The organism is Paenibacillus amylolyticus, assembly GCF_047302515.1.
Classification (GTDB): domain Bacteria; phylum Bacillota; class Bacilli; order Paenibacillales; family Paenibacillaceae; genus Paenibacillus; species Paenibacillus amylolyticus_G.
Genome location: NZ_CP168019.1, coordinates 4,257,084 through 4,280,114 on the forward strand (window position 1 = coordinate 4,257,084; position 23,031 = coordinate 4,280,114).

The window sequence follows — 23,031 nt, forward strand, 5'->3', positions numbered from 1 at the left end:
GAGGATATGAAATCACCACAGTTTGGAATTCCATCATAATCTTTTATAATAGAAGGATAGTATGAATGGAAAGGTGGACAACTACACTTATGAATCAAAACCCTTTATCTCGTCTTGAAGCCGATCTGTCCGGGCAAGGATTGGACGCCATGCTGATCACAGATCCAAAACATATCTACTATTTAACTGGATTTGCGAGCAATCCGCATGAACGCTTCCTCGGTCTGGTGCTCGCACGCGGCGAAGAACCATTATTGATTGTACCCGCCCTGGACGCTGAAGCTGCCGTAGCCGCTTCCTCGGTATCCAATATTGCCACTCACACGGATACGGATAATCCATACGCTTTGTTTGATCGTTATCAGGGGCGCTTGGGCCGGGTTGGTCTCGAAAAAGAATACGTAACGGTCGCACGTTATGAACAACTGACGGCCGCTCTTGGTGCTGCCAGCTTTGAAGATGTTGGCCCCCTGCTTCGCACATTACGTGTGAAAAAAACACCTGATGAGGTAGCCCGCATTCGCCACGCCATTTATCTGATTGAAGAAACATTGCGTCAAGGCCTCTCTCATGTTCGCACAGGTGTAACCGAGATCGAGCTTGTCGCCGAGATGGAGTATCAGATGAAAAAGCTGGGTGCCGATGGTCCTTCCTTTGACACCATGGTGCTCACGGGACCCAAAACAGGTCTGCCACACGGTACACCGGGTGAACGGAAACTGCAACATGGTGACCTGTTGATGTTTGACATGGGTGTGTATGCTGGAGGATATGCCTCGGATATCACACGGACATTCGCATTTGGTGACATCTCCCCTGAACTCAAAACCATCTATAACACTGTGCTCGCAGCGAACGAAGCTGCCATTCAAGTCGTGAAACCAGGCATCACCTGCGCCGAAGTGGATCGTGCAGCACGCCAGGTCACGGAAGAAGCGGGTTACGGCGACCGTTTTATGCATAGAGTAGGCCATGGATTGGGTATCGACGTACATGAGTATCCTTCTCTCCATGGAGAGAATATGGACATCCTGAATGAAGGTACCGTATTCACGATTGAACCGGGCATCTATACCGCAGCAGGCGGCGTCCGTATCGAAGATGATGTAATTGTGACCGAGACTGGTGTGGAAGTTCTGACGACATATCCAAAAGAACTGCAAATCCTTAGCGACTAATTCAATTGGATCTATGTCAAAAATAGCCCAGATACATCAATGCTTAGCCGATATTATGCATCATGAACTAAACTGCACGAAACTGCGCTGAACTGTTCTTCAAAATAATATACTCTTTTCGCGTACGCCTCAGGCCTGTATACAGAAAAAGTAACAAGTACACACGCGAACGCAAAAATCCCGCAAATCCATGAATATCATGGGTTGCGGGATTTTAATTAATACAAAGCATATCCTAAATTACTCCGTCTGCATTCAACGTAATTTTATTCCTGCTCACTCATTTACCATTAGTCAAACTCATGCGTGATATCCTGCCAAGACTCTAGCTGTGGCAGCTGTTGCTTCCCCCAGTAATCCAGAAACCATTGAATAATCCCAGTCGTATCTGTTGTTCTGCAGCTGTAATGCCGGAAACCGCCCTCGCCTTCTCGCAAACGAATCTCCGCCACCATTTGCCCTGGTTCCTCAAGCGCAGCAGCCTGCATATACATACTTCCCTCCACCAGCTCCGAAGGTTTAAGTACTACGTATTCCTGCAATTCCAGATTGGTGATCAACTCCACCAATAACGAGGCATTAATGCTATCATTCTCGTAAGTTGTGCCATTGCTTTCCAGTGTATAACGCAGTGTAGAGTACATGTGCGATTCCCCTTTGTATGAAATCATCGTTGCTAAATGATACACGCTCATAAACGACAGGTCATTATACTCTTTGAGTATTGTCTAAGCTTCATCCTTAAACTTAAAGCTGCGTGCGGCATACAGAAACGGTGTTCCAACCGCAGTTAATACAAATTTGATAATATACGTCGTCAGGAAGATTTCCAGCCAAACATCCCAAGGGTAGATAAACGCAAACGCGATTGTGCAGAACACCAGTGTATCCACAAATGAACTGATGATCGAACTACCGTTGGTGCGAATCCATAACTGATTGCGCCCTGGGGCCACCTTGCGTAACCATGAGTACAATCGAACATCCAGGAACTGACTGATGAAGTACGCTGTCAGACTTCCGAGTGCCAAACGTGGCAGCAGACCAAACAATGTTTTCATCGAATCCTGTGCAAAGTCCGTCGGTGCCGGGTCAAAGTACAATACCATCTGCATCAGAACCGTTGTCATGATGAGCGTGAAAAACCCGAACCATACGGCTTTGCGTGCCTCACCTGGTCCATATTTCTCATTAAGAAGGTCACTGGTCAGGTACATGCTGACATACATCGTGTTGCCTAACGTCAGTACGATTCCCATAATATCTATCGTTTTGGTCACCTGAATGTTGGCTATAACCGTAGCCACACCAATCCAGGCATAGAGACCTTTTTTACCGAACAAGCGGTAACACAGCAGGAAAAATCCATAAGTAACGAGAACAAAAACTGCTCCCCACCCTAAGTTAAACATAAATACATACACTGCCTTCCTAGTTTTGATTACGCGGGATGGTTACGAACCGCGGTTTGGCTCAGGGCCAAAACATGAATACTCTATCACATTTCTCGTCCCATGAACAGAACTAAATAACTCCAAGCGTGCCTGAGTGACTACGACCCCTTCTATATTCCTCCCGCTTCCCTCCGACCATACTAGTTTTTCCTACCACTATTCCCCTTGCACCGTGTATAGAAAAAGAAGACTGCTTCACCACTTGTGCACAGTATAATTTGATTGCCACACAAAAAACCGCCCTCCGGATTCCTCCGAAGGACGGCTATTCTCACTTGGCTAATAGACGGCTCTAGCTATCTTAATGTGAGCTTCTATCTAATCCATTCTGTATTAAGCCTGAGCCGCAGAATCCAGCTCACGACTCTGATCGTTAAACGTGTCCCGATCGTTTTCCTTCAAAATTCTGCTCGTTACGAGTCCTGATGTCATCGACCCGTTCACGTTAAGCGCTGTACGACCCATGTCGATCAGCGGCTCCACGGAAATGAGTAGTCCAACCAGGGCCACAGGCAGATTCATGGTGGACAATACGATCAGGGAAGCGAAGGTTGCCCCGCCGCCAACGCCAGCCACACCAAACGAACTGATCATGACTACGAGGATCAAAGTCACAATGAAGTCCCAGCTCAGCGGGTCGATGCCGACCGTCGGAGCAATCATCACCGCCAGCATGGCCGGATAGATCCCGGCGCAGCCGTTTTGCCCAATCGTAGCCCCAAAGCTTGCAGACAGGTTCGCAATGCCGTCCGATACGCCGAGTTTCTTCGTCTGTGTCTCCACATTCAGCGGGATCGCCGCCGCACTTGAACGGGATGTAAAGGCAAATACCAGTGTTGGCAGCACCTTCTTCAAATACGTAACCGGGTTGAAGCCGGACAGAGAGATAATGATCAGATGAATAATAAACATGACCGCCAGCGCGATATAAGACGCAATCACGAATTTGATGAGCTTTAATATCTCTTCCGCATTGGTTGTTGCCGTTACCTTTGTAATCAGTGCTAAAATCCCGTAAGGCGTAAGCCTCAGCACCAGTGTAACAATTCGCATAACCACCGCATATACCGCATTAACCATACCGCGGAACGTCTCCGCCTGCTGAGGTTTTTTGCGATCCAGTCCCAGTACGGCTACACCGATAAACGCGGAGAAGATAACCACCGCCAGCGTGGATGTACGACGTTCTCCTGTCATATCTGCAAATGGATTCGAAGGAATGAATTCCAGCACTTGCTGCGGGATGGTCTGATCCTTCACATCAACAAGCCGTTCCTCCACCTTCTGAATCTGCGCATTCTCCCGGTCTCCTCCTTGAATCTCAATGGAAGTCAGGTTGAAGCCCAGACTGGTCACAATGCTGACCCCTGCGGCAATCGCTGTGGTGATCAACAGAATGGCAATAATGGAAACACTCATCTTGCCGAGATTTTGTTTGCCCTTCAGATTCATAATGGCCGAGATGATCGACACCATGATCAATGGGATCACGACCATTTGTAACAAACGAACATATCCTGAACCGACCAGATTGAACCAATCGACTGATTTTGTAACTACATCAGAACCTGATGTGTACACCAATTGAAGAATAACCCCGTACACAACCCCCAGTCCCAGACCCGCAAATACGCGTTTCGTAAAGGAGATATGCTTTTTCTGCATCCAGTAGAGGATGCCAAGTAAGACAAGCATAACCACTACATTCAATATGATTAGAAAAGTATCCATTTCTTTAAATCCTCCTCAGGCATGTGTGTAACCGGAAAATATCCGGTTTTCTCTTCTATCTTTTGTATTTCCGACAAAGACATTTTACAATATACCATATAACAAACTATTCTGGTAGGTATTAATTGATATTATGTAATATGCATGTAACAGATTCATCTATTTCTGAAAAAAATACACCAAATCGTGAAAATTGTGCTATTCAACCTCCGGTTAATTTTGTAATATAGGTATATCCGCTTATTCCCAAGTTTTCTCAACGTTTAATTTAGGTCTTTCTTCATTGGTAGATAGGACTTATGAGTAGGGAAAAGCGACAATGTTAATGAACTTGACGTGAAAGGATGATCATATGTTTCGTAATCGCACCGTCGCCGGTAAAATCAGAGGCACTTTGTTCCTCGTTCTGCTGGTTGCTTCCCTGTTGTTCAGTATTAGTTTCTATGCCGTATCGATGAATATTATTCAAAGCTACGTGCTTCCGCAGTTTGACAAAGTCCTAAACACGTCCATTCAGGATATATACAAGAATACTTCGGCATCCAAAATCCTACAGGTACAGAGTGGCGGAGCCGGTTCTGAAGGTGCTGCCATGACCGTGGAATCGTATCTGGCAGATAAAGCAAAAGAACATAATCTGGATGCTGCTTACGTTGTTGCTATTCAAGATGGCTCAGCCAAAGTGGTTGTTGCCAACTCTTCCTCAGGCATGAAAGCCCAGGATGAGATTAGTGTAGAGCCAGCAATGAATGCAGCTATTGAGAACAAAGAAATGGTAATCAGTGAGGTCTACTCCGATTCCTTTGGTGTACATAAAGCAGCCTTTATCCCCATTGCAGGAAGTAACATGATTATGGCTGTGAGCATGGATGCCCAGTTCATTCAAGACAAGATTACCCAGATTTTCTGGTTGTGTCTTGGGATTACAGCATTAGTGTTTGTGCTCGGCTGGCTTATCTCCACTAGTATGATCAAAAGAGTTACCAAACCAATCATCAAGCTCGTCCAACATAGCAAACAAATATCCCAGGGTGATCTAACCGCTGAACTAGAGATCAAAGGTAAAGATGAAATTGCCCAGCTTGCCGCAAGCTTCCAGACGATGACGCATAACCTGAAAGAAATGATTAGCCGTGCCTTGTCCACGTCCAATGAAGTTGTATCAGGCTCCAATGACCTGCTTCAGCGGGTTGAATCGATGTCCGGTATGGTCCGAAACTCCAGCCGCTCCGCAGAAGATGCAGAAAAAGGCAGCATCAGCATTGCGTCAAGCGCATCCGAGAACGCCAGAGCTATGGAAGAAATTACGCAAGGTATCATGCATATTGCTTCTTCTTCCGCTGAAGTGTCTGACCAGATTGGTGAAGCAGCCAACGAGGCAGTTAACGGTAACCGACTGGCTCAGAATGCCATTGAGCAGATGGAGCGTGTAGGCCAGACAGCAAGCGAATCGTTGCGTTATGTGGAAACTATGAATGAACGTTCGGTAGCCATCGGCACCATTGTCGCTTCCATTTTTGAAATCACCAAACAGATCAACATGCTGTCACTCAACGCCTCCATTGAAGCAGCACGTGCTGGAGAGCATGGCCGCGGATTCGCTGTTGTTGCTGGAGAAGTTCGCAAACTTGCCGAGCAATCCAAGACAGCCACCGAAGAAATTTCGGATTATCTGGGTACCATTCGTGAAGATGCTGAACGCTCCGTTGACGCCATGAACCGTGTAACCCAGGAGATTGGTTCAGGCACAACTGTTGTTCAACAGGCAGGCTCAGCCTTCCAGCAACTGAATGAATTGATTCAGAACGTGAATCTGACCATTCAGACCGTCTCTGCTTCTACACAACAAGTATCTGCTGGTGCTGAAGAAGTGAGTGCATCCGTTGAAGAAACGGCACAGATTACGACCAAATCACGTGAGAGCATGTTACAGATTGCTTCAACAGCAGATCTTCAGCTCAGCGAGATGGATTCACATTCGAATACGGTTCGTCATCTGCATGAACAAGCTGTAGAGCTGCAATCCGCTATGAAAAATTTCAAAATAAACTAACAGGTTAACCATTAACCTATCAACACCTGTTTTAAACCTCATTTAATCATAGGATATACAATACCCCCATGCCGCTAACATTCCGTTTCTAGAGAACGGTTTGTCGGACATGGGGGTATTGTTGTTTCACTCGGGTGCCTGAACACCCATAATCTCGTACACACGCTTCATATCCAATGCCGAACGCAATGATTCCGCTACCCGATCAAACTCCATTTCCTTACGTTCATGTACACTATATGTCTCATGAAGTGGAGCCAGTCCCTTTCCTGCACGCAAACCATTAAGCCACGAACGGCGGAACAGATCACTTTCAAACAAACCATGCAGGTAGGTTCCCCACACGCTGCCATCCTCTGAGCCCCAGCCCTCTTGAAAAGGTTGCCCACCTGGATGTGAGATTTCAAACAACGCGGTTACACGTTCAGGCTCGTGACACTCCGTAACACCCATATGAATCTCATATCCATTAACAGGTAATGAAGCATCTGTTACATCTCGCTCACGATACAGACGAATCGGGTGATCAGGCTGCACCCGTCCGGAAGCTCTGACAGTCTGCTTTTCCTGAAGAAACGTTGTCGATAGCGGGAGCCAGCCAAGTCCTTTTGCTTCCTGGATCTGATTCGCCTCCACAGCAAACGGGTCCTTCAGATGACGTCCCAGCATCTGGTATCCGCCACATATTCCTACAAGCTGAACATGCTCACGCTCGGTCTGACTGGCAATCGCCTGCTCCAGCCCAGACTCACGCAGATATGCCAGGTCACCTATGGTATCCTTCGTACCCGGTAGAAGAATGGCATCCGGACTGCCCAATTCCTCTGGCGAGGTCACGTAACGCACATTCACATCCGGTTCACGGGAAAGTGCATCAAAGTCTGTAAAGTTGGAAATTCGCGGATATCGGATCACCGCCAGATCCAGCTCGGTTTTGCCGGATTTACCATGACGCATGGAGTCCAGCACCACTGAATCCTCTGCTTCAATTTGAATATCTCTTATGTAAGGCAATACACCTAATACTGGAATGTCTGTCCGTTCTTCGAGCCAGTCGAGTCCCGGTTGCAACAGGGACAGATCACCGCGGAACTTGTTGATAATGAACCCTTTGACACGCGCCACCTCATGGGGTTCCAGCAGCTCCAGCGTACCTACAATGGAAGCAAACACCCCGCCCCGATCAATATCGGAGATCAGAATCACCGGCGCATCGGCCCAGCCTGCCAGATTCATGTTGACGATATCCCGATCCTTCAGATTGATCTCGGCCGGACTGCCCGCTCCTTCCATTAGAACAATATCATAAGTCTCCCGTAGTCGGTTCAACGCATCCATAACCGTATGCTTTGCTTCAGGCAGGAAATGCTGACGGTAGTCCGATGCACTCATCTGGGCAAAAGGTACACCGTGAACCACGATCTGCGAATGCATGTCCCGCACCGGTTTGATCAGGATCGGGTTCATATCGGTTGTCGCCTCAATACCGCAGGCTTCAGCTTGTGCCCCCTGAGCCCGACCAATCTCCTTGCCATCTTCCGTCACATAGGAATTCAGTGCCATGTTCTGTGATTTAAACGGGGCTGGCTTGAAGCCGTCCTGTTTAAAAATTCGGCACAATGCCGTTGTGATGACACTTTTGCCTACATCGGAAGCCGTTCCTTGCAGCATCAGTACCGCCGCTGGTTGTGATGGCCTATCTTCCACGCTCTCTCCCCCTGTCGCCGTGTTATATCCAGATCACCTTGCTCCCAACCTCATGTGTAACGCTTTCCAAGCTGCTTCATACTTCAAAAGTTAAAGCCAGAACAGTCCTTGAAGCACGCTCAGCACGGTCAACAAAGCCGCCTCCAGCAGCTCATTCATGGCACCATACGTATCCCCGGTTAAACCGCCGAGCCGTTCACTGATCCGGGCAGCCACGAATCGGCCGATGTAATAACACGCGACAGGCAGTATAATAACTGCCGTCACCGGGTATAGCCACCATGGCAGTGTTCCCAGCCCACTCACCATCGCATCCGCAATCCCCATATCCGGCTTAAAAAGCCACACCGCGGCAAACGTAACTGCCCCTGCGATCAAGGTCAGCCCCACGGCTGAGCTGCGTGCACGCTGGACCTCCTTCCGCTCACCGAGACCTTTGAACAATACGGCAAGTCCATCATCTCCGCGCGCATTCGGCCAGGCCGACATCGCATACACCATAAACCAGCGGCTCCAGATCATGGGCAGGATCAGCAGCGCACCATACACCCAGTGGCCCCGGGCAATAAAATCAGCGATCAGCGCAGCCTTCATCATCAGAAGCAACACGCAGGCGATCACGCCCATTGCCCCGACACGGCTGTCCTTCATAATCTCCAGCATCCGTTCACGGCTACGATAACTGAGCAAGCCATCCGCCGTATCCATCCATCCGTCAAGATGGAGTCCTCCGGTTAGCCATACCCATAACGTTAGGGTCAGGACAGCAGCCGGTAAGGCCGGAAGCACTGCACCACTTAAGGCTCCCGCGAGCCAGACACACAGACCAATCGCTGCACCAACCAGCGGATAAAAGACTACACTTTCCCGCAGCAGCGGCGGGACAAAATCGATTTGCATTTTGACAGGGAAACGGGACAAAAATTGAAAAGCGGCTGCCGCCGCATGTTTACGCTGAGGAGCAGGCGTGCCATCCTTCATAAGCGGTACTCCTTGCTTTTTAGTTCAATCGCAATGCCTACGGTCACCAGAAACACTTCTCCACATATCGCCGCAATACGCTGATTCAGTATACCGGCCAAATCCCGATATTTTCTGCCAAGGGCATATTCCGGTACGATCCCGTCTCCCACTTCATTTGTAACCAGAACAAGCAAACCGGGATAGGTTCGAATCGCTTCAACCAGCGCGTCCAAATGTGCCTGTAACACCTGTTTCTCGTCATACTCGTGCGCTAACAAAACATTTGTCAGCCACAGTGTCAGGCAATCCACCAGAATGGTGGGTGCAGAAGTCCCTGTATGCCCTTCACCCATGCGGCTTATCAAAGCAGGCAGATGTATCGGCTCTTCCATCGTGTGCCACAGATACCCTGATGCCTCGCGCTGATGCTGATGCATCGAGATACGCTCACGCATTTCATCATCGTACGCCTGAGCTGTCGCCACATACCAAGCCTCCGAGGAACGCTGCATGCAGAGACGCTCGGCAAAGGAGCTTTTACCACTACGTGCGCCGCCTGTCACCAGTACGCTCATCGGGAACTCTCTCCTTGAAGGGATGAATCAACCGACGCAGCGGAGTCCGAAGCATGGCTTGCCCCGTCCGAGACACCCGCGCTTGCAAAGGTCGCCATCTCGTTCAGAATGAGACATGCTGCGTCAATCAGATGAAGACTAAGCACGCCGCCTGTGCCTTCACCCAGACGCATGTCCAGATCCAGCATCGCTTTCAGGTCCAGTTCACGCAGCAGCGCTCCATGTCCATTTTCGTGTGACGTATGAGAAGCGATCATATAGGCTGTACTCAGAGGTGCAAGTTGTCTCGCCACCAGCGCTGCCGCGGTAGAGATGAATCCGTCTACAACGACTGGGCAACGATGAGCAGCTGCTGCGAGGATAACCCCCGTGAGTCCAGCAATCTCCAGTCCACCCACCTTGCAAAGAACATCCAGTGCATCTTCCGGGTTTGGTGCGTTTACGCTAAGCGCCCGGCTGACTACAGCAGCCTTGCGCTGCAAGCCAGCATCATCAATGCCAGTGCCTCTCCCCACAGCGGCAGCTGGTGCAACTCCGGTTAACGCGCTCATTACAGCAGCACTTGCGGTAGTATTTCCAATTCCCATCTCCCCGGTGACAAACAGTTGTGTTCCCTTCGCCACCTCTGCCGATACAACTTCGGCTCCTGCAAGGATAGCCCGAACTGCCTCATCCCGGGTCATCGCTGCCCCTCGGGCCATGTTGGCCGTGCCTTTGCGAATTTTACGGGAAAGCAGGTCCGGATGTTCAAGATCAGCATTCACACCGATATCCACACAGATCACACCAGCTCCGGCGTGACGGGCAAGCACATTCACCGCAGCGCCTCCAGCGAGGAAATTCAGGACCATCTGCGGAGTCACTTCGGCAGGAAAAGCACTGATGCCCTCTTCCACTACGCCGTGATCCGCGGCCATGACAATGACCGCCCTGTGATCAAAACGCGGACGTGCATTGCCCGTCATGCCTGCCAGGCGGATCACCAGCTCTTCCAACTTGCCCAGGCTTCCCGGCGGCTTCGTCAACGAATCCACATGTGCAGAGGTTTCTGCCGCCACTTGCTGATCAGGAGCAGTAATCTTACTTATTAAATGCTCCAACACCTGTTCATTATTCATACAACCAGCACTTCCTTCATCAAAATATAGGTTGCCCCGCTTCATTTAATCGATGTCCCGCCGCAACAGCAGTTGAGGTATGGCATGGTCGGGATGAGAGACAATCGCGGGTTTGACGCGAAATATATCCTGGATATTCTCATCGTTGATCAACGTATGAGGTGTACCCTTTCCAACCGCCATCCCCTCACGCAGCGCCAGAATGTGATCGCAAAATAACGCGGCCAGATTCAGATCATGCAGCACAGCCACAATCGTAATGTTATTTCTCTGTCGCCATGCCGATAACAATTCCATGAATTGCAATTGATATTTAATATCCAGAAACGTGGTCGGCTCGTCCAGCAGCAGTAACCTCGGCTCCTGAGCCATAACTTTGGCTAGTGCGACTCGCTGCCGTTGCCCGCCGCTGAGTGCATCCAGCGGTCTGTCCGCCAGCTCTGTCAATCCCAGGTCTTCAAGCACCCTGTCCACTACAAGTGCCCCATCGCCCACTTCCCGCCCCAGCCAGTTCTGGTACGGATATCGCCCCATCTCCACCACGTCTCGTACAGGATAGGAGATGGATGGCAAGCCATCCTGCTGCAATACAGCGATCATGCGCGACAGGTCCTTACGGCTGTAAGAGCCGATGTCTCGACCATCGATACGGATCTGACCTTCGTTTAACTGTTCCGTTCCGGCAATAAGCTGGATCAGGGTAGACTTGCCGCTGCCATTTGGTCCGACAACTCCCCACCAGTCACCTTCGCCAACATGCCAGTCTACGCTGCGCAGTGCCTGGTGATTGCCATATGACTTCCCTGCTCCCTTAATGGAGATAAGTGAAGTCGAGTTGGAAATGGTACTGGAATTCATGGCATCATCCCCTTCTGCAACTTTTTGTTCCGGTTCAGCAGGTAAGCAAAGAACGGCGCACCAACAAAGGCGGTGACAACACCGAGCGGAATTTCAGTTGGCGCCAGCAACGACCTTGCGATGGTATCGGCCCATACCATGAAGATCGCTCCACCAATGGCAGACAAAGGTACCAGCAGTCGGTAATCCGGTCCCACCAGCAGCCGCAACATATGCGGGATCACCAATCCAACGAATCCAATGACACCCGATACCGAGACAGCCCCAGCAGTCAGCAGTGTGCCAACTGCCAGCACGGACAGCTTGAGTCTGTCCACTCCGATCCCGATATGTGCCGCTTGACGTTCTCCCAGTGCAAGCACATTCAACGAGCGTGCGCGGCTCCAGAGAAAGACCAGTCCTAACAGAAAATACGGGAAAAGGATGGCCGTATACGACCACCCACGCAGAGCCAGACTTCCCATCGTCCAGTATATAATTTCATTAATCGTTTGTTTCGACATGGTCGACAGGAAGGAAACAACTGCGCCCAGGAAACTTTGCATGACCACACCAGCCAGAATGAGGCTGTGTGTAGGTATTTTACGCCCTTCACGAGCCAGTGCCATAACAAACCATAACGTGATTACACCCGTCAAAAACGCCACCAGTGGCAACGTCCAGATTCCGATCAGTGCATACTGCAATCCGAAGAAAATCAGAAAGGCTGCACCCACCGAAGCACCGGATGATACGCCCAGGGTGAACGGGTCTGCCAGTGGGTTCCGAAGAACCCCCTGAAATCCCGTACCGGCAATCGCCAACGATGCGCCCACGAGCACGGCAAGCAGTACACGTGGGAATCTGACTTTCCAGATAATCTGTTCGGCTGCCTTATTCCAATCCGGTGTAATCCAATCGCCTACCCATGGAATTTTGTGAATCAGGATGCCTGCAATATCCCGGATCGGCAAAGCTACTGAACCAATGCCCGTGCAGATGAGCACGGTGAGCACCAGCAGCACCATGCCCGTCGTTCCGAACAGGATCAGCTTTTTACTCATTGGAACAAGTCAGGGTAGATCGCTTTGGCTACTTCTTTCAACCCTTGAGTTACCCGTGGACCCGGACGGCTCAGCAGGTTGGCATCCAGGCCAATAACCGCGTCATTTTTCACAGCCGTAATTTGATCCCAGCCGCTGCGCGCCTTGATGATCTGATCCAGTGTTTTGGAGTTTTCGTCAATTACATCGTTGGCATACAGGATCACATCCGGGTTGGAGGCAATCACGTTCTCTTCATTAATTTCATACCAGCCCTCTTTGTCCGAAGCAATATTGCTACCACCGGCTACAGTGATGAGTTCATCCATAAATTCGCCTTTACCCACAGTCCAGCCCGGGGAGAATTCAACGTATACTTTTTTCTTCTCTTCCGGTTTAACTGCCTTCACCGCTTCGGTTACATCCGTCACGTCCTGTTTCATCTGAGTGATGATTTCTTGTGCTTTTTCCTGATGATCGGTAATTTTACCGAACGTTTCGATATTACTCATGACATCGTCGATGGATTTGGGATCCGTTTTGAATATGGTAATGCCCAGTTCGCGCAGCTTCTTCACCGCATCCTCACTCATCGAGATACCTGTGAAGACAATGTCGGCTTCAGCGGCAATGATGGACTCTTCATTGGGCTTGCTGATACCGCCCATTTTAGCTTTGGTTGTTGCCGCTTCCGGATAATCGTCATAGTCGGATACACCAACGATCTGATCGTCCAATCCAAGGGCAAACAGGGATTCCGTCTCAGCCGGAGACACGGATACGATTTTGGCTGGTGCCTTTTCAAAGGTGAACGATTCACCCGTTGCATCCGTAACTGTCAGTGGATATTGTGTTTTGAGGTCCGTCTGCGCCTGGCCTTGGGACTGCTCCTGTGCCGGTTGCTGTGAAGTACCTGTGCCCTCGTTTGTTGTTGCATTGCCACATCCGGCCAAAGCCAGTGCAAGTGCCGCTGCACTTAGCAGGGACGCTACGCTTTTCCAATTCTTGAAATTCATTCTGTTATTCTCCCCTTCTCTATTTGCGCTATTTTCTTGCATCGTGCTCAAACTCTTACTCCCCATGCCTTGGTGTTCCTGTACAAGTTAAACCCATCAATTTTACACAAGTCCACTCCGATTGCAGTACCATCTTCCGATCGCTGTTATCCCCAGATTTTTTTGATTCCCTTTTCGAAAGGGAAAATCCGGGGATAAGCGTATGCTTCCGATGTAGCTTTCTTGTAGAAAGCTTTAAGCGAACACTCCGTTTCTTCAGATCGGTTCTGCACTCTTCGTTAACGTGTAAAAGTTCGGTTTATCTTACATGACAATAAAAAATCCCCAATCCTTGGACAAGGATCAGGGATGACGTCTCGCATATGGCGATCTGTACATGTTCAACCAAGGGTTGTCCATGCGCATAGAATAGCCCGAAACGCTGTCCTTTCCTCGAAGGAACACCGGTTTGTACGTCCAGGGCAGGTAACCTGACTTACAGGAATCATCCTGTTTTACAGTGGCGGGACCGTGCCGGATTTGCACCGGCTTCCCCATTTCACCCATGTGTGTTTCATGACTCGTAACTAAATTTGCCATGAAAACAGCCTTCACACGCGGGACCCTTGGTCGCTGATATGGTAAACCATTGCCGTGTAATTTCTGCATGCTACATACTCGTTCAGGCTTCACACCTGCAGCGTATCTGTATCCATGCTGAAGTCACACTTCTGTTGTGATTATAGGGTATATTGTACATCCTTACAACCCGATCGGCGGAAAAGTCACTGTGCTGCCAAACCACTCATTCCCCCGTTGATCAAGCTGAACCTGAATCACCTGTCCCGGTACGACATGTGTATCCCAGAACCCAAGCCCGGCAATCAGACGGGACAAGGCATACCGGATGACACCACCATGCGTAACCACAACTATGGTTGACTCGCGCCCCTCATCAACGTGCATTGAAGGACGACCCTCCAACAACATCTCTTGGAGAAAGGAATCCAACCGTCCGGTAAACTCCTGCCACGATTCCCCTCCGGGCGGAGTGACCTCCTGCGGCGCATCAATCCAGCTTCGGTACACAGGGTTATCCTTGAGCTGATCATACGTCAGCCCTTCCCACTGTCCAAAATCATTCTCGCGCAGGCGCGAGTCAAACTTCACCTGTCCGATGGCATCAGGAAGAATCTGTTCCAGCGTCTGCCGGCAGCGAAGCAGATCACTGCAGTATACCTCATTCCACGAAACACCGCTCAATTGTTCATGAAGCGGAGCCAGTTCTTCTTTCGCATTTGGCAGCAGACAAATGTCGGTATGCCCCAGGTATCTTTTTTCCATATTCCACAGCGTTGTCCCATGACGGACCCACAGAATGTTTCGTTTCAGCGGCTCAGGCTGCTGATTCGTATGTACTTCATTTCCTGCATTTATGACCATAACAGCGTCCCTCCTGCCAGCCACACACCCAGCGTTATGAACACGCATAGTACCACAAAAGCCCCTGCCGACCAGAACATCAGGCGTGACGTTTGCACAATATCCTCGGCCTCCATCGGCCGTGTGGCTTCACCCATGTAGGCACGAAATGAAGCAACGCCGTGATACACGTTATGTCCGCCAAGCCGGATGCCCAGTGCTCCAGCCACCGCTGATTCGGGAAAACCGCTATTCGGACTTGGATGTAATCTTGCATCCCGTGCGACCATGCGTGCTGCTCCATTGGCGTCCAGCTTCATGACCCAGGCACCCACAATTAACAGAATCGCGGTCAGCCGGGCAGGTATCCAGTTCGCCACATCATCCAGACGTGCCGAGGCCCAGCCAAGATGCAGATACTTGTCATTTTTATATCCGACCATGGAATCCAACGTGTTAACGGCGCGATAAGCCATGGCAAGCGGAGCGCCTCCAATGAGCGCATAGAATAACGGTGATACAATGGCATCCACGATATTTTCGGCAACTGTCTCTACCGTTCCCCGCACAACCTCGGGTTCATCCAGATGCGCCGTATCACGTCCAACAATCATGCCCAGTGAACGTCTGGCCGCCGGCCAATCTTGCTGCTTCAGATGACGATACACTTCCATGCCTGCATCCTTCAGCCCTTTTGAAGCAATGGTCGTTGCAATGAGCACCACTTCAGCTGCCGCTGCAATGACAGGGTGGATTAGTCCAAGCAGATATACGAATCCCCACGTGATCGCAAAAGAACCCCCTGCAATCACCATCGGGAACAACAGCCCTGCTCTCTTCAGCCCCGAATCTGTGATCACACGCGAGCGAATGACACGCTCCAACGCCGAGATGCCTTTTCCCATGCCAATCACCGGATGGGGAATCCAGCGCGGATCTCCGATACATCGGTCCAACAGGTACGCAAGTATAATAATCCAGGCTCCCGCCATGCCTGTCCAGAAAGGCCAAGTCCATAGATGCTCCAGCTCAAAAGTCATTTGTGCCTGATCCTCTCTTTCCATAACAATCCGGCCTGAAGACTCTCCGTCACCGTGTCGTATACCAATCTGCCAATCGCCGCCCCTGCCGTAGTCGCTGTCCCGGCATAAGTGATCATCGGATGAGGTTCCTCCACTGCCTGACGTACCGCCAACACAATGGCATCGGTTGTGGTGCCGGTGGCGGGCAACCCGTTCTCCGAATCCAAAACACCCGCATCCGCCAGCGCTGCCGCTTTGGCTTCCACCGCTGTCTGTACTGCATTCACCATCGCCCCGGTGGTCATGTGTCCATTCAACCAGAGCATGATGTTAATTGTACCCGGGACATAGGGGTGAATCGTTAGATTCCGTGCTGAAGGAGCAGAACGCTCCCTGCCGGAAGACATCATCTTATTTCCCGCCGCATCAAATACCGTTCTCTCCGACCCCGCTCGTGCGGCATTTGATACACCCGCAGTGGTGCAGCACAGAAGACCAAATTCATCACTTGTATATTCCTGAATGGAGGTATGCTCCAGTCTTACGGCCGTCAATAATCCGGCACATTGATCGCGTGGCTCTTGCCATTCGTTCAGCGCTTGTTCGATATCACGCGGCGGATCATCACAGCGGTAATCCCTGTCCACATAGATGTTAAATATGCGATCCAGTTCAAACATCCCGCCGCCATATACCGCACTCGACAGCGCTTGGACAGCCATTGGGCTCTGTGCTTTGATATGTCGTTCATGTGCGGATATCTCTAGTCCCGGCCAGAAAGAGGAAGCATATTCATTCTCGTCTGTTTCTCCATTCGTAAAGTAGTTATAAAACGGGAGTGTCATTGCCGCTTCCCTCCCTGTTCCTGTTCCGAATCTTTTGTCTGCTCCTGCTGACTTGATTCATGAATGGAGGTCTGATCGGCATTCGGATATCCCTTGGTTTCCAGCACGCTGCCCAGCACTTCGAGTAATGTAGCATTGGCATCTGCATCCTTGACCGCGAAACGTACATGCCCTTTGTCAAGCCCCGGATACATGGCACAGCTGCGAATCAGAATGCCCCTTCGGCCCAGCGCCTCTTGCATTGATGCCGCTGTCCAAGGGGCCGGCACACGTGCCAAAATAAAGTTCGCCTCTCCCGGTGTCACCGCACATCCGTACGCCTTCAGCCCTTCGATGAGATGCCCCCGTTCCCGCGTGATCTGTGATATGGTCTCCTGTTCGTACCATTCTCCGCTGCGCAGACAGGCTTCCCCTGCCATGAGTGCCAGACCGTTGACACTCCAGGTCACCTGTTTCTTCGTCATCGCCCGGATGTATTCCGCACGGCCCAAAGCATATCCGAGACGCAAACCCGGAATGGCATAAAACTTCGTCATCGAGCGAATGATGATCACATTAGGATAGTCATTCAGTTGTGCTGCCAGGGACTGACGCCGGTCTACCGGAATAAAATCCATAAAGGCCTCGTCAATGACAAGTACGGTTCCCGTTTCTTCCGCTTTGCGTGCAAGCCTTTGTAATACCTCAAGTGGATATTGTACACCGTTTGGATTGTTGGGCTGGCCGAGGAAGAGCAGGTCTACCTTTTCCATGAGCTGCTCGATGTCCTCGGGTTCCGCTCGCCACGCCAGTTCTTCTCTTCCCTCCGTATGCACAACCTCGGCACCGAATTGTCGTGCCAACGACCGGTACTCCGAAAATCCCGGTTCCACCGTACCCACCTTACGCGGGGCAAGCCCCAGCAGAATGAGCGCCATACTTTCGGCTGCGCCGTTGCCCACGGAAATCTGCTCCTGCATCACACCAAGACGCTCGCTCAGCAGTGCTTTGAATCCTCGATGCGCCGGATCGGGATACCGAATCACCGACTGCAATCCTTGCTGTATAGCCTCCAGCACTCCTCCGGGCGGACCGAGCGGATTAATGTTGGCACTGAAATCCAGAAAATCAGCGGCTTCCCTCCCAAATCGTGACGCAGCCGTCTCCACGTCCCCGCCATGTCCGAACACTTCGATATAACCGGTCATTCTTCCGTCATCCTTTCTGTATGTCCTTTTTATTATGGATGGCACTGGAGGTGTGGGTCAATCCTGTTTTCTTTGTGTCCCAACCATAATTCGTTTACAATAGAAGAGGAATTTCGGTTCCTTTTGATATACAAGGTTCACTACATAAGGGACTAGCAATCCCTCACATACATTAATGGAGGAATGACCATGCTGTTTGTAGACAACCAGGGCATTACAGATCCTTCTGTAAACCTCGCCATTGAGGAGTACATTCTGAAGCATCTGCCGATGGAGGACGACAGCTATCTGCTGTTTTACATCAACCGTCCGTCGATCATCATCGGAAAACATCAAAATACGATTGAGGAAATTAATATCGAGTACGTTCAGGATAACGGTGTGCAGGTGGTTCGTCGCCTTTCGGGAGGCGGAGCGGTATATCACGATCTGGGCAACCTGAATTTCAGTTTTATTACAGCGGATGACGGTCAATCCTTCCACAATTTCCGCAAGTTCACCCAGCCTGTGGTTGAAGCTTTGCACGAGCTTGGTGTAAATGCCGAGTTGACCGGGCGTAATGATCTGCAAGTCGGCGAAAAGAAAATTTCGGGCAACGCCCAGTTTTCCACACGTGGGCGCATGTTCAGTCATGGCACATTGATGTTTGATCTGAATCTGGAGCATGTTCAGGCTTCCCTGAACGTCAATCCCGAGAAGTTCAAATCCAAGAGCACCAAGTCCGTCCGCAGCCGGGTCGCCAACATACGGGATCTGATTGACACCAACCTGACGATTGAGCAGTTCCGCGATGAGCTGTTACGTCACATTTTCAGAATGGAGCCACAAGACGTCCCGCAATACAAGCTGACTGACAAGGACTGGGAAAAAATTAAGGAAATCTCCGCTGAACGTTATAACAACTGGGACTGGAACTATGGCTTGTCTCCGGAAAGCAATGTGAAGCACACTCGCAAATTCCCTGTCGGTATCATCGATCTGCGCATGAACATTAAGGATGGACGCATCGAAGATATCAAAATCTTTGGTGACTTCTTCGGTGTAGGCGATGTAGCTGATATCGAAAATATGCTGCGCGGCAAACGGTATGAAGAAACCGAGGTGCGTACAGCACTTGAGGGCCTGGATGTAAAACATTACTTCGGCAACCTTGAGCTGGAAGACTTTATCGGCCTTGTTTTCCTGGAAGAGTAAAATTTAGATGTAAGTATAGTTTTAGAACGAAGTCTAAGATTACACGTTAACGGAGAAGACAGAATTCATCGGGAGAAGCGAAGCGTTCGCTTAAAGCTTTCTGAAAGAAAGCTACATCGGAAGCATAAGCTATCAACGGATTTCTCCTTGGGGAAATGGAATCAAAAATCCGGGGATAACAGCGATCGAAAGATGAATCTGTATTCGGAGTGGCCTCGTGTAAAACTTATTTTTTCGTTCGTTAATATAGATACAGATAAAAAAGGAGAGAAACACAGATGACCTACAAATTAATTGCAATCGACATTGACGACACACTGATCAACGACAACAAGGAAGTAACCCCTGCTACACAGACTGCACTGGAACAAGCGGTTGCCCATGGTGTAACTGTAACGCTGGCGACTGGACGTGCTTATGCTTCCGCACAAGCGCTTGCTCGTCAAACCGGACTTAACGTGCCGATCATTACGTATCAAGGCGCATTGGTGAAAAACCTGCTGGACGAAAAAGTCCTCTATGAGCGTTACGTTCCACAGGAAGCTTCCCGCAAATTGTATGATTACTGCCTGGAGAACAATCTCCATCTTCAAACATACATTGACGACAAGCTGTATGCCCGTGAGGAAAACGACAAGCTGCGTGATTATGCCAAATTAAACGGCACCCAATATTACATCGAATCTGATTTCATCAAAGTCATCGAACAAAAAACACCGAAGCTGCTTATTATCGATGAGCCAGACTACTTGGATAAGGTTGCTGTTGACCTGCGTGAATTGCTCGGATCTCAAGTGCATATCACAAAATCCAAACCTTACTTCCTGGAGATCATGCACAATGAAGGAACTAAAGGCCATGCCCTGACCTTCCTGGCTGACCATTTTGGTCACCAGCTCAGCGAGTGTATTGCCATCGGCGACTCCTGGAACGACCATGAGATGCTCGAAGTTGCTGGTCTTGGTGTAGCGATGGGGAATGCCATCCCTGCGCTGAAAGAGCTGGCGGATTACATTACGGCAAGTAATAACGAAGACGGCGTAAAAGAGGTTATTGAGAAGTTCGTGCTGAACGCAGAGTAAATAAAATCAACGAACAGCCCGGTCGGCGAATTTCGCTGTACAGGGCTGTTTTTTTGATTTTAAAAATATGTTCATTATCCTATTTAGCGATTATATTAGGTATATTTTTCTGTTATTTTTTATGTTTTGAGAGCAACAATGCGCTGATTAAGGATAATTGTAGTGAAATCGTAATCGCCATAGATAAAATGACACGATTTGTATCTGGGACATCGACAAAAAACAAAACAATAAAAAATACAATGATTGAGATTATAATGCTAGCTATGAAATTTAAAATTATTCGTTTCATGTTTTGCCTACTTTCACACACCACGATTCATTGTTTTACTTGCTCATGGCATGCTGGAAAGACTCCAGCAGTTTCTTGATTTGCCCATCAAATTCCAGTTGAAATGACGGAATGATCTCATCTATTCTTTGCTGGAACAGCTCCGGATCTTGGACACCAAGCTCTGCTCTTAACTCCATTTCTTCTTCGGAACCGTTGTCGTTCAGGATCATGTTCAGGATTTCACCTTTAAAGTATTCACTTGGAGGAAGGATTAGAGCATTCATCAGGAACTGGGTAAAAAAGAGATGTTTATTATTTTCCTGACTCGCCTTTTTCATCGCCTGCTTCGTAAACAAGTTTATATACTTCTGAGCAAACGCAACCCCTTTCATTCGGGAAGGCCCAACATGTTCGACCCCTTTCCAACGCAGATCGGCCACAGAACTAAGCCACCAGGCCGGTTCAATGGCCTGCTGCATACGAAGCAACACTTGGCGCTCAAACTGCGGCTCAGGATGCATTCGCTGCTCATCCAAACATTTCGCTATGGTCTCGGCTTCAATTGCAGCGACCGTCATGCCTTGACCATGGATCGGATCGAAGCTGCAAAATGCATCGCCAAGGACAAGTAATCCGGAGGGCCAATTCTCCATCAGTTCAAAATGTTGAAGAACAGACTCGGAAATACGGTATCCACGAGGCCCTTGAAAAGGCTCCAGCTGGTCTGCCAACGCTACGATTTCATCCGAAGCAAACAGATGTTTGATTTGCTCTTGGAACTCATCCGGATGGGTTGACGGATATTCATCTCTTCCTGCATTGAACAGTAATAGACCAGCGATATCATTCTCAATGCGCCACAACATGCCTGCACGAATTCCTTGCACAGGATCAGACTCTGTTATCACCGTTCCCCAGTCATTTTGAATAGAGGAAGGTATCTTATAATAGCGGGTGCTGTAACCAAGCGACACCTTCAGCACTTCCGGCTCAGGCACGGACAACCCTATCTGTTCAAGCCATCTGATCAATTTGGAAGAACGTCCCGCAGCATCAATAACCATATCTGCTGCAAGCATTGCTTCCCGGTTATTCCGGCCTCTTTCCTTGGTATACACGCCTGTAATCAAACGCTGATCTTCTGATGCCATTACCCCGGTAACTTCCGTACTCGTTAAGAAACTTATATGATCTATGTTCTGGACTCGCTGACGCAGTACCCATTCCAGCAGGGCTCTGCTGCTCGATGCAATTTTGAATGAGGAAGCAGCATTCGCCTTATTAACTAATGTACCGTAGCGATTGGCAATCATAAACTTCTCTTCATGTGAAGGAATGGCACCAAGCGCGACCAATTCGTCATTGTATCCGGGAAAGTAATGTTCCAGAATGAGTCCGCCGCGCGGTAATACACGATGTGGATGAAAGGATTGAGGCACACCCTGCCGATTTGCCGGCTCAGAAGGCAATTCATCTCGCTCAATGATACATACCTCATCATAATAATCAGATAACATCCTTGCAGTGATTAACCCTGCAATACCTGCCCCGATCACCACAGCTTTTTTCATGTCGGACATCGCCACTTCATCCTCTCTAATCCATCATATTTCATCTACACTTGTAGCCCTATCAAAAAATTACTTATAATACCAATATACACTTGGAATCTCGTATCATGTAAGAATCAATGTGTTGATACTATATAGCTAAACTACAATAAGGAAATGATGTAGATGAAAATGATTGATAAAAAGGTGGATTTGAGAGTTACCCGAACTCATAAATTGTTAACGATGGCGCTTCTCGATCTGTTATGTGAGAAAGGTCAGTTATTCAGCAACATCACAATTAATGAAATATGTGACAAAGCTATGGTTCACCGAACAACGTTTTACAAACATTTCAAAGATAAATTTGCTTTACTGTCCTCCACGCTAACATGGGTCCTTCGGGATTATTTACACATGAATGTAGAAAATCGATTACAGCAGCCTTTGCAAAGCGTATCTAAAATCCTGTTCGGAAATGTACTGGAAACCATCGTGCAGAACCAACAGAATGATGAGGGGTTTAACAACTTTTTCATACACTATATTGGAGAGTTATTCAGACGAGATTTTCTGGAATTGAAGAGAAGAGGTAAACAATTTTCACTTCCCATAGAACTTGTAGCCGAGTTTCACTCGGGGGTGATTCGTTTACTTGTGATGTGGTGGATACAACATTTCGAAGAAAATGTTACGGCAGAACAGATGGATGAATATTACTACCTACTGGTTAACGAGAATATCATGTCGGAATAACAAACAGCTCAACCTAAAATCAATGGCTGATTTTGAGATTGAGCT

20 protein-coding genes and 1 riboswitch are annotated in these 23,031 nt (G+C 49.1%); of the genes, 5 read left to right on the forward strand and 15 right to left on the reverse strand.

All coding sequences use genetic code 11. The annotated features are described in order from the left end of the window. Positions 1-89 precede the first annotated feature (89 nt). Complete coding sequence (locus ACDJ59_RS18585; RefSeq protein WP_413404814.1) at positions 90-1,178, forward strand: M24 family metallopeptidase; 1,089 nt, start codon at positions 90-92, stop codon at positions 1,176-1,178. 290 nt (positions 1,179-1,468) lie between these two features. Here ACDJ59_RS18585 and ACDJ59_RS18590 read toward each other — a convergent pair whose 3' ends face one another. From ACDJ59_RS18590 to ACDJ59_RS18600, 3 genes are all read right to left on the reverse strand, one after another. Next, on the reverse strand, positions 1,469-1,822 hold the full coding sequence (locus tag ACDJ59_RS18590; RefSeq protein WP_413404816.1) for a hypothetical protein: 354 nt from the start codon (positions 1,820-1,822) through the stop codon (positions 1,469-1,471). 84 nt (positions 1,823-1,906) lie between these two features. Next, positions 1,907-2,590, reverse strand: coding sequence for a queuosine precursor transporter (locus ACDJ59_RS18595; protein ID WP_100527911.1), 684 nt, complete (start codon positions 2,588-2,590; stop codon positions 1,907-1,909). A gap of 375 nt (positions 2,591-2,965) precedes the next feature. After that, positions 2,966-4,363: an L-cystine transporter gene (locus ACDJ59_RS18600; protein ID WP_413404818.1), complete on the reverse strand. Its 1,398-nt coding sequence runs from the start codon at positions 4,361-4,363 to the stop codon at positions 2,966-2,968. A 352-nt stretch (positions 4,364-4,715) separates the two neighbouring features. On the opposite strand from ACDJ59_RS18600, the gene ACDJ59_RS18605 reads away from it, so the two are divergent. Next, complete coding sequence (locus tag ACDJ59_RS18605) at positions 4,716-6,416, forward strand: methyl-accepting chemotaxis protein (protein ID WP_289391560.1); 1,701 nt, start codon at positions 4,716-4,718, stop codon at positions 6,414-6,416. 126 nt (positions 6,417-6,542) lie between these two features. Here the strand turns inward: ACDJ59_RS18605 and ACDJ59_RS18610 are convergent, their stop codons facing one another. From ACDJ59_RS18610 to cobD, 11 genes are all read right to left on the reverse strand, one after another. Continuing rightward, on the reverse strand, positions 6,543-8,087 hold the full coding sequence (locus ACDJ59_RS18610) for a cobyric acid synthase (RefSeq protein WP_413409853.1): 1,545 nt from the start codon (positions 8,085-8,087) through the stop codon (positions 6,543-6,545). Between the two features lie 126 nt (positions 8,088-8,213). Next, on the reverse strand, positions 8,214-9,104 hold the full coding sequence (cobS, locus tag ACDJ59_RS18615; RefSeq protein ID WP_413404822.1) for an adenosylcobinamide-GDP ribazoletransferase: 891 nt from the start codon (positions 9,102-9,104) through the stop codon (positions 8,214-8,216). Next, on the reverse strand, positions 9,101-9,661 hold the full coding sequence (gene cobU, locus ACDJ59_RS18620; protein ID WP_413404824.1) for a bifunctional adenosylcobinamide kinase/adenosylcobinamide-phosphate guanylyltransferase: 561 nt from the start codon (positions 9,659-9,661) through the stop codon (positions 9,101-9,103). Before cobU ends, cobS begins: the two co-directional genes overlap by 4 nt. After that, on the reverse strand, positions 9,658-10,779 hold the full coding sequence (cobT, locus tag ACDJ59_RS18625) for a nicotinate-nucleotide--dimethylbenzimidazole phosphoribosyltransferase (protein ID WP_413404826.1): 1,122 nt from the start codon (positions 10,777-10,779) through the stop codon (positions 9,658-9,660). The genes cobU and cobT overlap by 4 nt, the downstream gene beginning before the upstream one ends. Positions 10,780-10,824: 45 nt before the next feature. Beyond that, entirely contained in the window at positions 10,825-11,637 is an 813-nt protein-coding gene (locus ACDJ59_RS18630) for an ABC transporter ATP-binding protein (protein WP_413404829.1), read from the reverse strand. Beyond that, a complete protein-coding gene (locus tag ACDJ59_RS18635; RefSeq protein ID WP_036610733.1) occupies positions 11,634-12,680 on the reverse strand; it encodes a FecCD family ABC transporter permease in 1,047 nt (348 codons plus the stop codon). The genes ACDJ59_RS18630 and ACDJ59_RS18635 overlap by 4 nt, the downstream gene beginning before the upstream one ends. Beyond that, positions 12,677-13,675, reverse strand: coding sequence for an ABC transporter substrate-binding protein (locus ACDJ59_RS18640; RefSeq protein WP_413404831.1), 999 nt, complete (start codon positions 13,673-13,675; stop codon positions 12,677-12,679). The genes ACDJ59_RS18635 and ACDJ59_RS18640 overlap by 4 nt, the downstream gene beginning before the upstream one ends. Positions 13,676-14,117: 442 nt before the next feature. Next, a riboswitch (cobalamin riboswitch) is annotated at positions 14,118-14,261 on the reverse strand. Positions 14,262-14,416: 155 nt separating this feature from the next. Then, positions 14,417-15,097, reverse strand: a complete 681-nt coding sequence (locus tag ACDJ59_RS18645; RefSeq protein WP_413404833.1) for a histidine phosphatase family protein — start codon at positions 15,095-15,097, stop codon at positions 14,417-14,419. Then, on the reverse strand, positions 15,088-16,068 hold the full coding sequence (gene cbiB, locus ACDJ59_RS18650; RefSeq protein ID WP_413409854.1) for an adenosylcobinamide-phosphate synthase CbiB: 981 nt from the start codon (positions 16,066-16,068) through the stop codon (positions 15,088-15,090). The genes ACDJ59_RS18645 and cbiB overlap by 10 nt, the downstream gene beginning before the upstream one ends. Before the next feature lie 44 nt (positions 16,069-16,112). Next, on the reverse strand, positions 16,113-16,943 hold the full coding sequence (locus ACDJ59_RS18655; RefSeq protein ID WP_413404835.1) for an adenosylcobinamide amidohydrolase: 831 nt from the start codon (positions 16,941-16,943) through the stop codon (positions 16,113-16,115). After that, on the reverse strand, positions 16,940-18,130 hold the full coding sequence (gene cobD, locus ACDJ59_RS18660; protein ID WP_413404837.1) for a threonine-phosphate decarboxylase CobD: 1,191 nt from the start codon (positions 18,128-18,130) through the stop codon (positions 16,940-16,942). The genes ACDJ59_RS18655 and cobD overlap by 4 nt, the downstream gene beginning before the upstream one ends. Positions 18,131-18,319: 189 nt before the next feature. On the opposite strand from cobD, the gene ACDJ59_RS18665 reads away from it, so the two are divergent. After that, positions 18,320-19,324 (forward strand): lipoate--protein ligase, encoded by a 1,005-nt coding sequence (locus tag ACDJ59_RS18665; protein WP_413404839.1) that lies wholly within the window; start codon positions 18,320-18,322, stop codon positions 19,322-19,324. A gap of 278 nt (positions 19,325-19,602) precedes the next feature. Continuing rightward, positions 19,603-20,406 (forward strand): Cof-type HAD-IIB family hydrolase, encoded by an 804-nt coding sequence (locus tag ACDJ59_RS18670; RefSeq protein ID WP_413404841.1) that lies wholly within the window; start codon positions 19,603-19,605, stop codon positions 20,404-20,406. A 327-nt stretch (positions 20,407-20,733) separates the two neighbouring features. Here the strand turns inward: ACDJ59_RS18670 and ACDJ59_RS18675 are convergent, their stop codons facing one another. Beyond that, positions 20,734-22,260 carry an NAD(P)/FAD-dependent oxidoreductase gene (locus ACDJ59_RS18675; protein ID WP_413404843.1) on the reverse strand — a complete coding sequence of 509 codons (1,527 nt, stop codon included), beginning with the start codon at positions 22,258-22,260 and terminating at the stop codon, positions 20,734-20,736. 156 nt (positions 22,261-22,416) lie between these two features. On the opposite strand from ACDJ59_RS18675, the gene ACDJ59_RS18680 reads away from it, so the two are divergent. Continuing rightward, positions 22,417-22,986 carry a TetR/AcrR family transcriptional regulator gene (locus ACDJ59_RS18680; RefSeq protein ID WP_413404845.1) on the forward strand — a complete coding sequence of 190 codons (570 nt, stop codon included), beginning with the start codon at positions 22,417-22,419 and terminating at the stop codon, positions 22,984-22,986. Positions 22,987-23,031: the final 45 nt, after the last annotated feature.

Coding starts and splice junctions, on each gene's coding strand:
- ACDJ59_RS18585 (WP_413404814.1), top strand. CDS start 90: ATGAATCAAAACCCTTTATCTCGTCTTGAAGCCGATCTGTCCGGGCAA.
- ACDJ59_RS18590 (WP_413404816.1), bottom strand. CDS start 1,822: ATGTACTCTACACTGCGTTATACACTGGAAAGCAATGGCACAACTTAC.
- ACDJ59_RS18595 (WP_100527911.1), bottom strand. CDS start 2,590: ATGTTTAACTTAGGGTGGGGAGCAGTTTTTGTTCTCGTTACTTATGGA.
- ACDJ59_RS18600 (WP_413404818.1), bottom strand. CDS start 4,363: ATGGATACTTTTCTAATCATATTGAATGTAGTGGTTATGCTTGTCTTA.
- ACDJ59_RS18605 (WP_289391560.1), top strand. CDS start 4,716: ATGTTTCGTAATCGCACCGTCGCCGGTAAAATCAGAGGCACTTTGTTC.
- ACDJ59_RS18610 (WP_413409853.1), bottom strand. CDS start 8,087: ATGCTGCAAGGAACGGCTTCCGATGTAGGCAAAAGTGTCATCACAACG.
- cobS (WP_413404822.1), bottom strand. CDS start 9,104: ATGAAGGATGGCACGCCTGCTCCTCAGCGTAAACATGCGGCGGCAGCC.
- cobU (WP_413404824.1), bottom strand. CDS start 9,661: ATGAGCGTACTGGTGACAGGCGGCGCACGTAGTGGTAAAAGCTCCTTT.
- cobT (WP_413404826.1), bottom strand. CDS start 10,779: ATGAATAATGAACAGGTGTTGGAGCATTTAATAAGTAAGATTACTGCT.
- ACDJ59_RS18630 (WP_413404829.1), bottom strand. CDS start 11,637: ATGAATTCCAGTACCATTTCCAACTCGACTTCACTTATCTCCATTAAG.
- ACDJ59_RS18635 (WP_036610733.1), bottom strand. CDS start 12,680: ATGAGTAAAAAGCTGATCCTGTTCGGAACGACGGGCATGGTGCTGCTG.
- ACDJ59_RS18640 (WP_413404831.1), bottom strand. CDS start 13,675: ATGAATTTCAAGAATTGGAAAAGCGTAGCGTCCCTGCTAAGTGCAGCG.
- ACDJ59_RS18645 (WP_413404833.1), bottom strand. CDS start 15,097: ATGGTCATAAATGCAGGAAATGAAGTACATACGAATCAGCAGCCTGAG.
- cbiB (WP_413409854.1), bottom strand. CDS start 16,068: ATGGCGGGAGCCTGGATTATTATACTTGCGTACCTGTTGGACCGATGT.
- ACDJ59_RS18655 (WP_413404835.1), bottom strand. CDS start 16,943: ATGACACTCCCGTTTTATAACTACTTTACGAATGGAGAAACAGACGAG.
- cobD (WP_413404837.1), bottom strand. CDS start 18,130: ATGACCGGTTATATCGAAGTGTTCGGACATGGCGGGGACGTGGAGACG.
- ACDJ59_RS18665 (WP_413404839.1), top strand. CDS start 18,320: ATGCTGTTTGTAGACAACCAGGGCATTACAGATCCTTCTGTAAACCTC.
- ACDJ59_RS18670 (WP_413404841.1), top strand. CDS start 19,603: ATGACCTACAAATTAATTGCAATCGACATTGACGACACACTGATCAAC.
- ACDJ59_RS18675 (WP_413404843.1), bottom strand. CDS start 22,260: ATGTCCGACATGAAAAAAGCTGTGGTGATCGGGGCAGGTATTGCAGGG.
- ACDJ59_RS18680 (WP_413404845.1), top strand. CDS start 22,417: ATGAAAATGATTGATAAAAAGGTGGATTTGAGAGTTACCCGAACTCAT.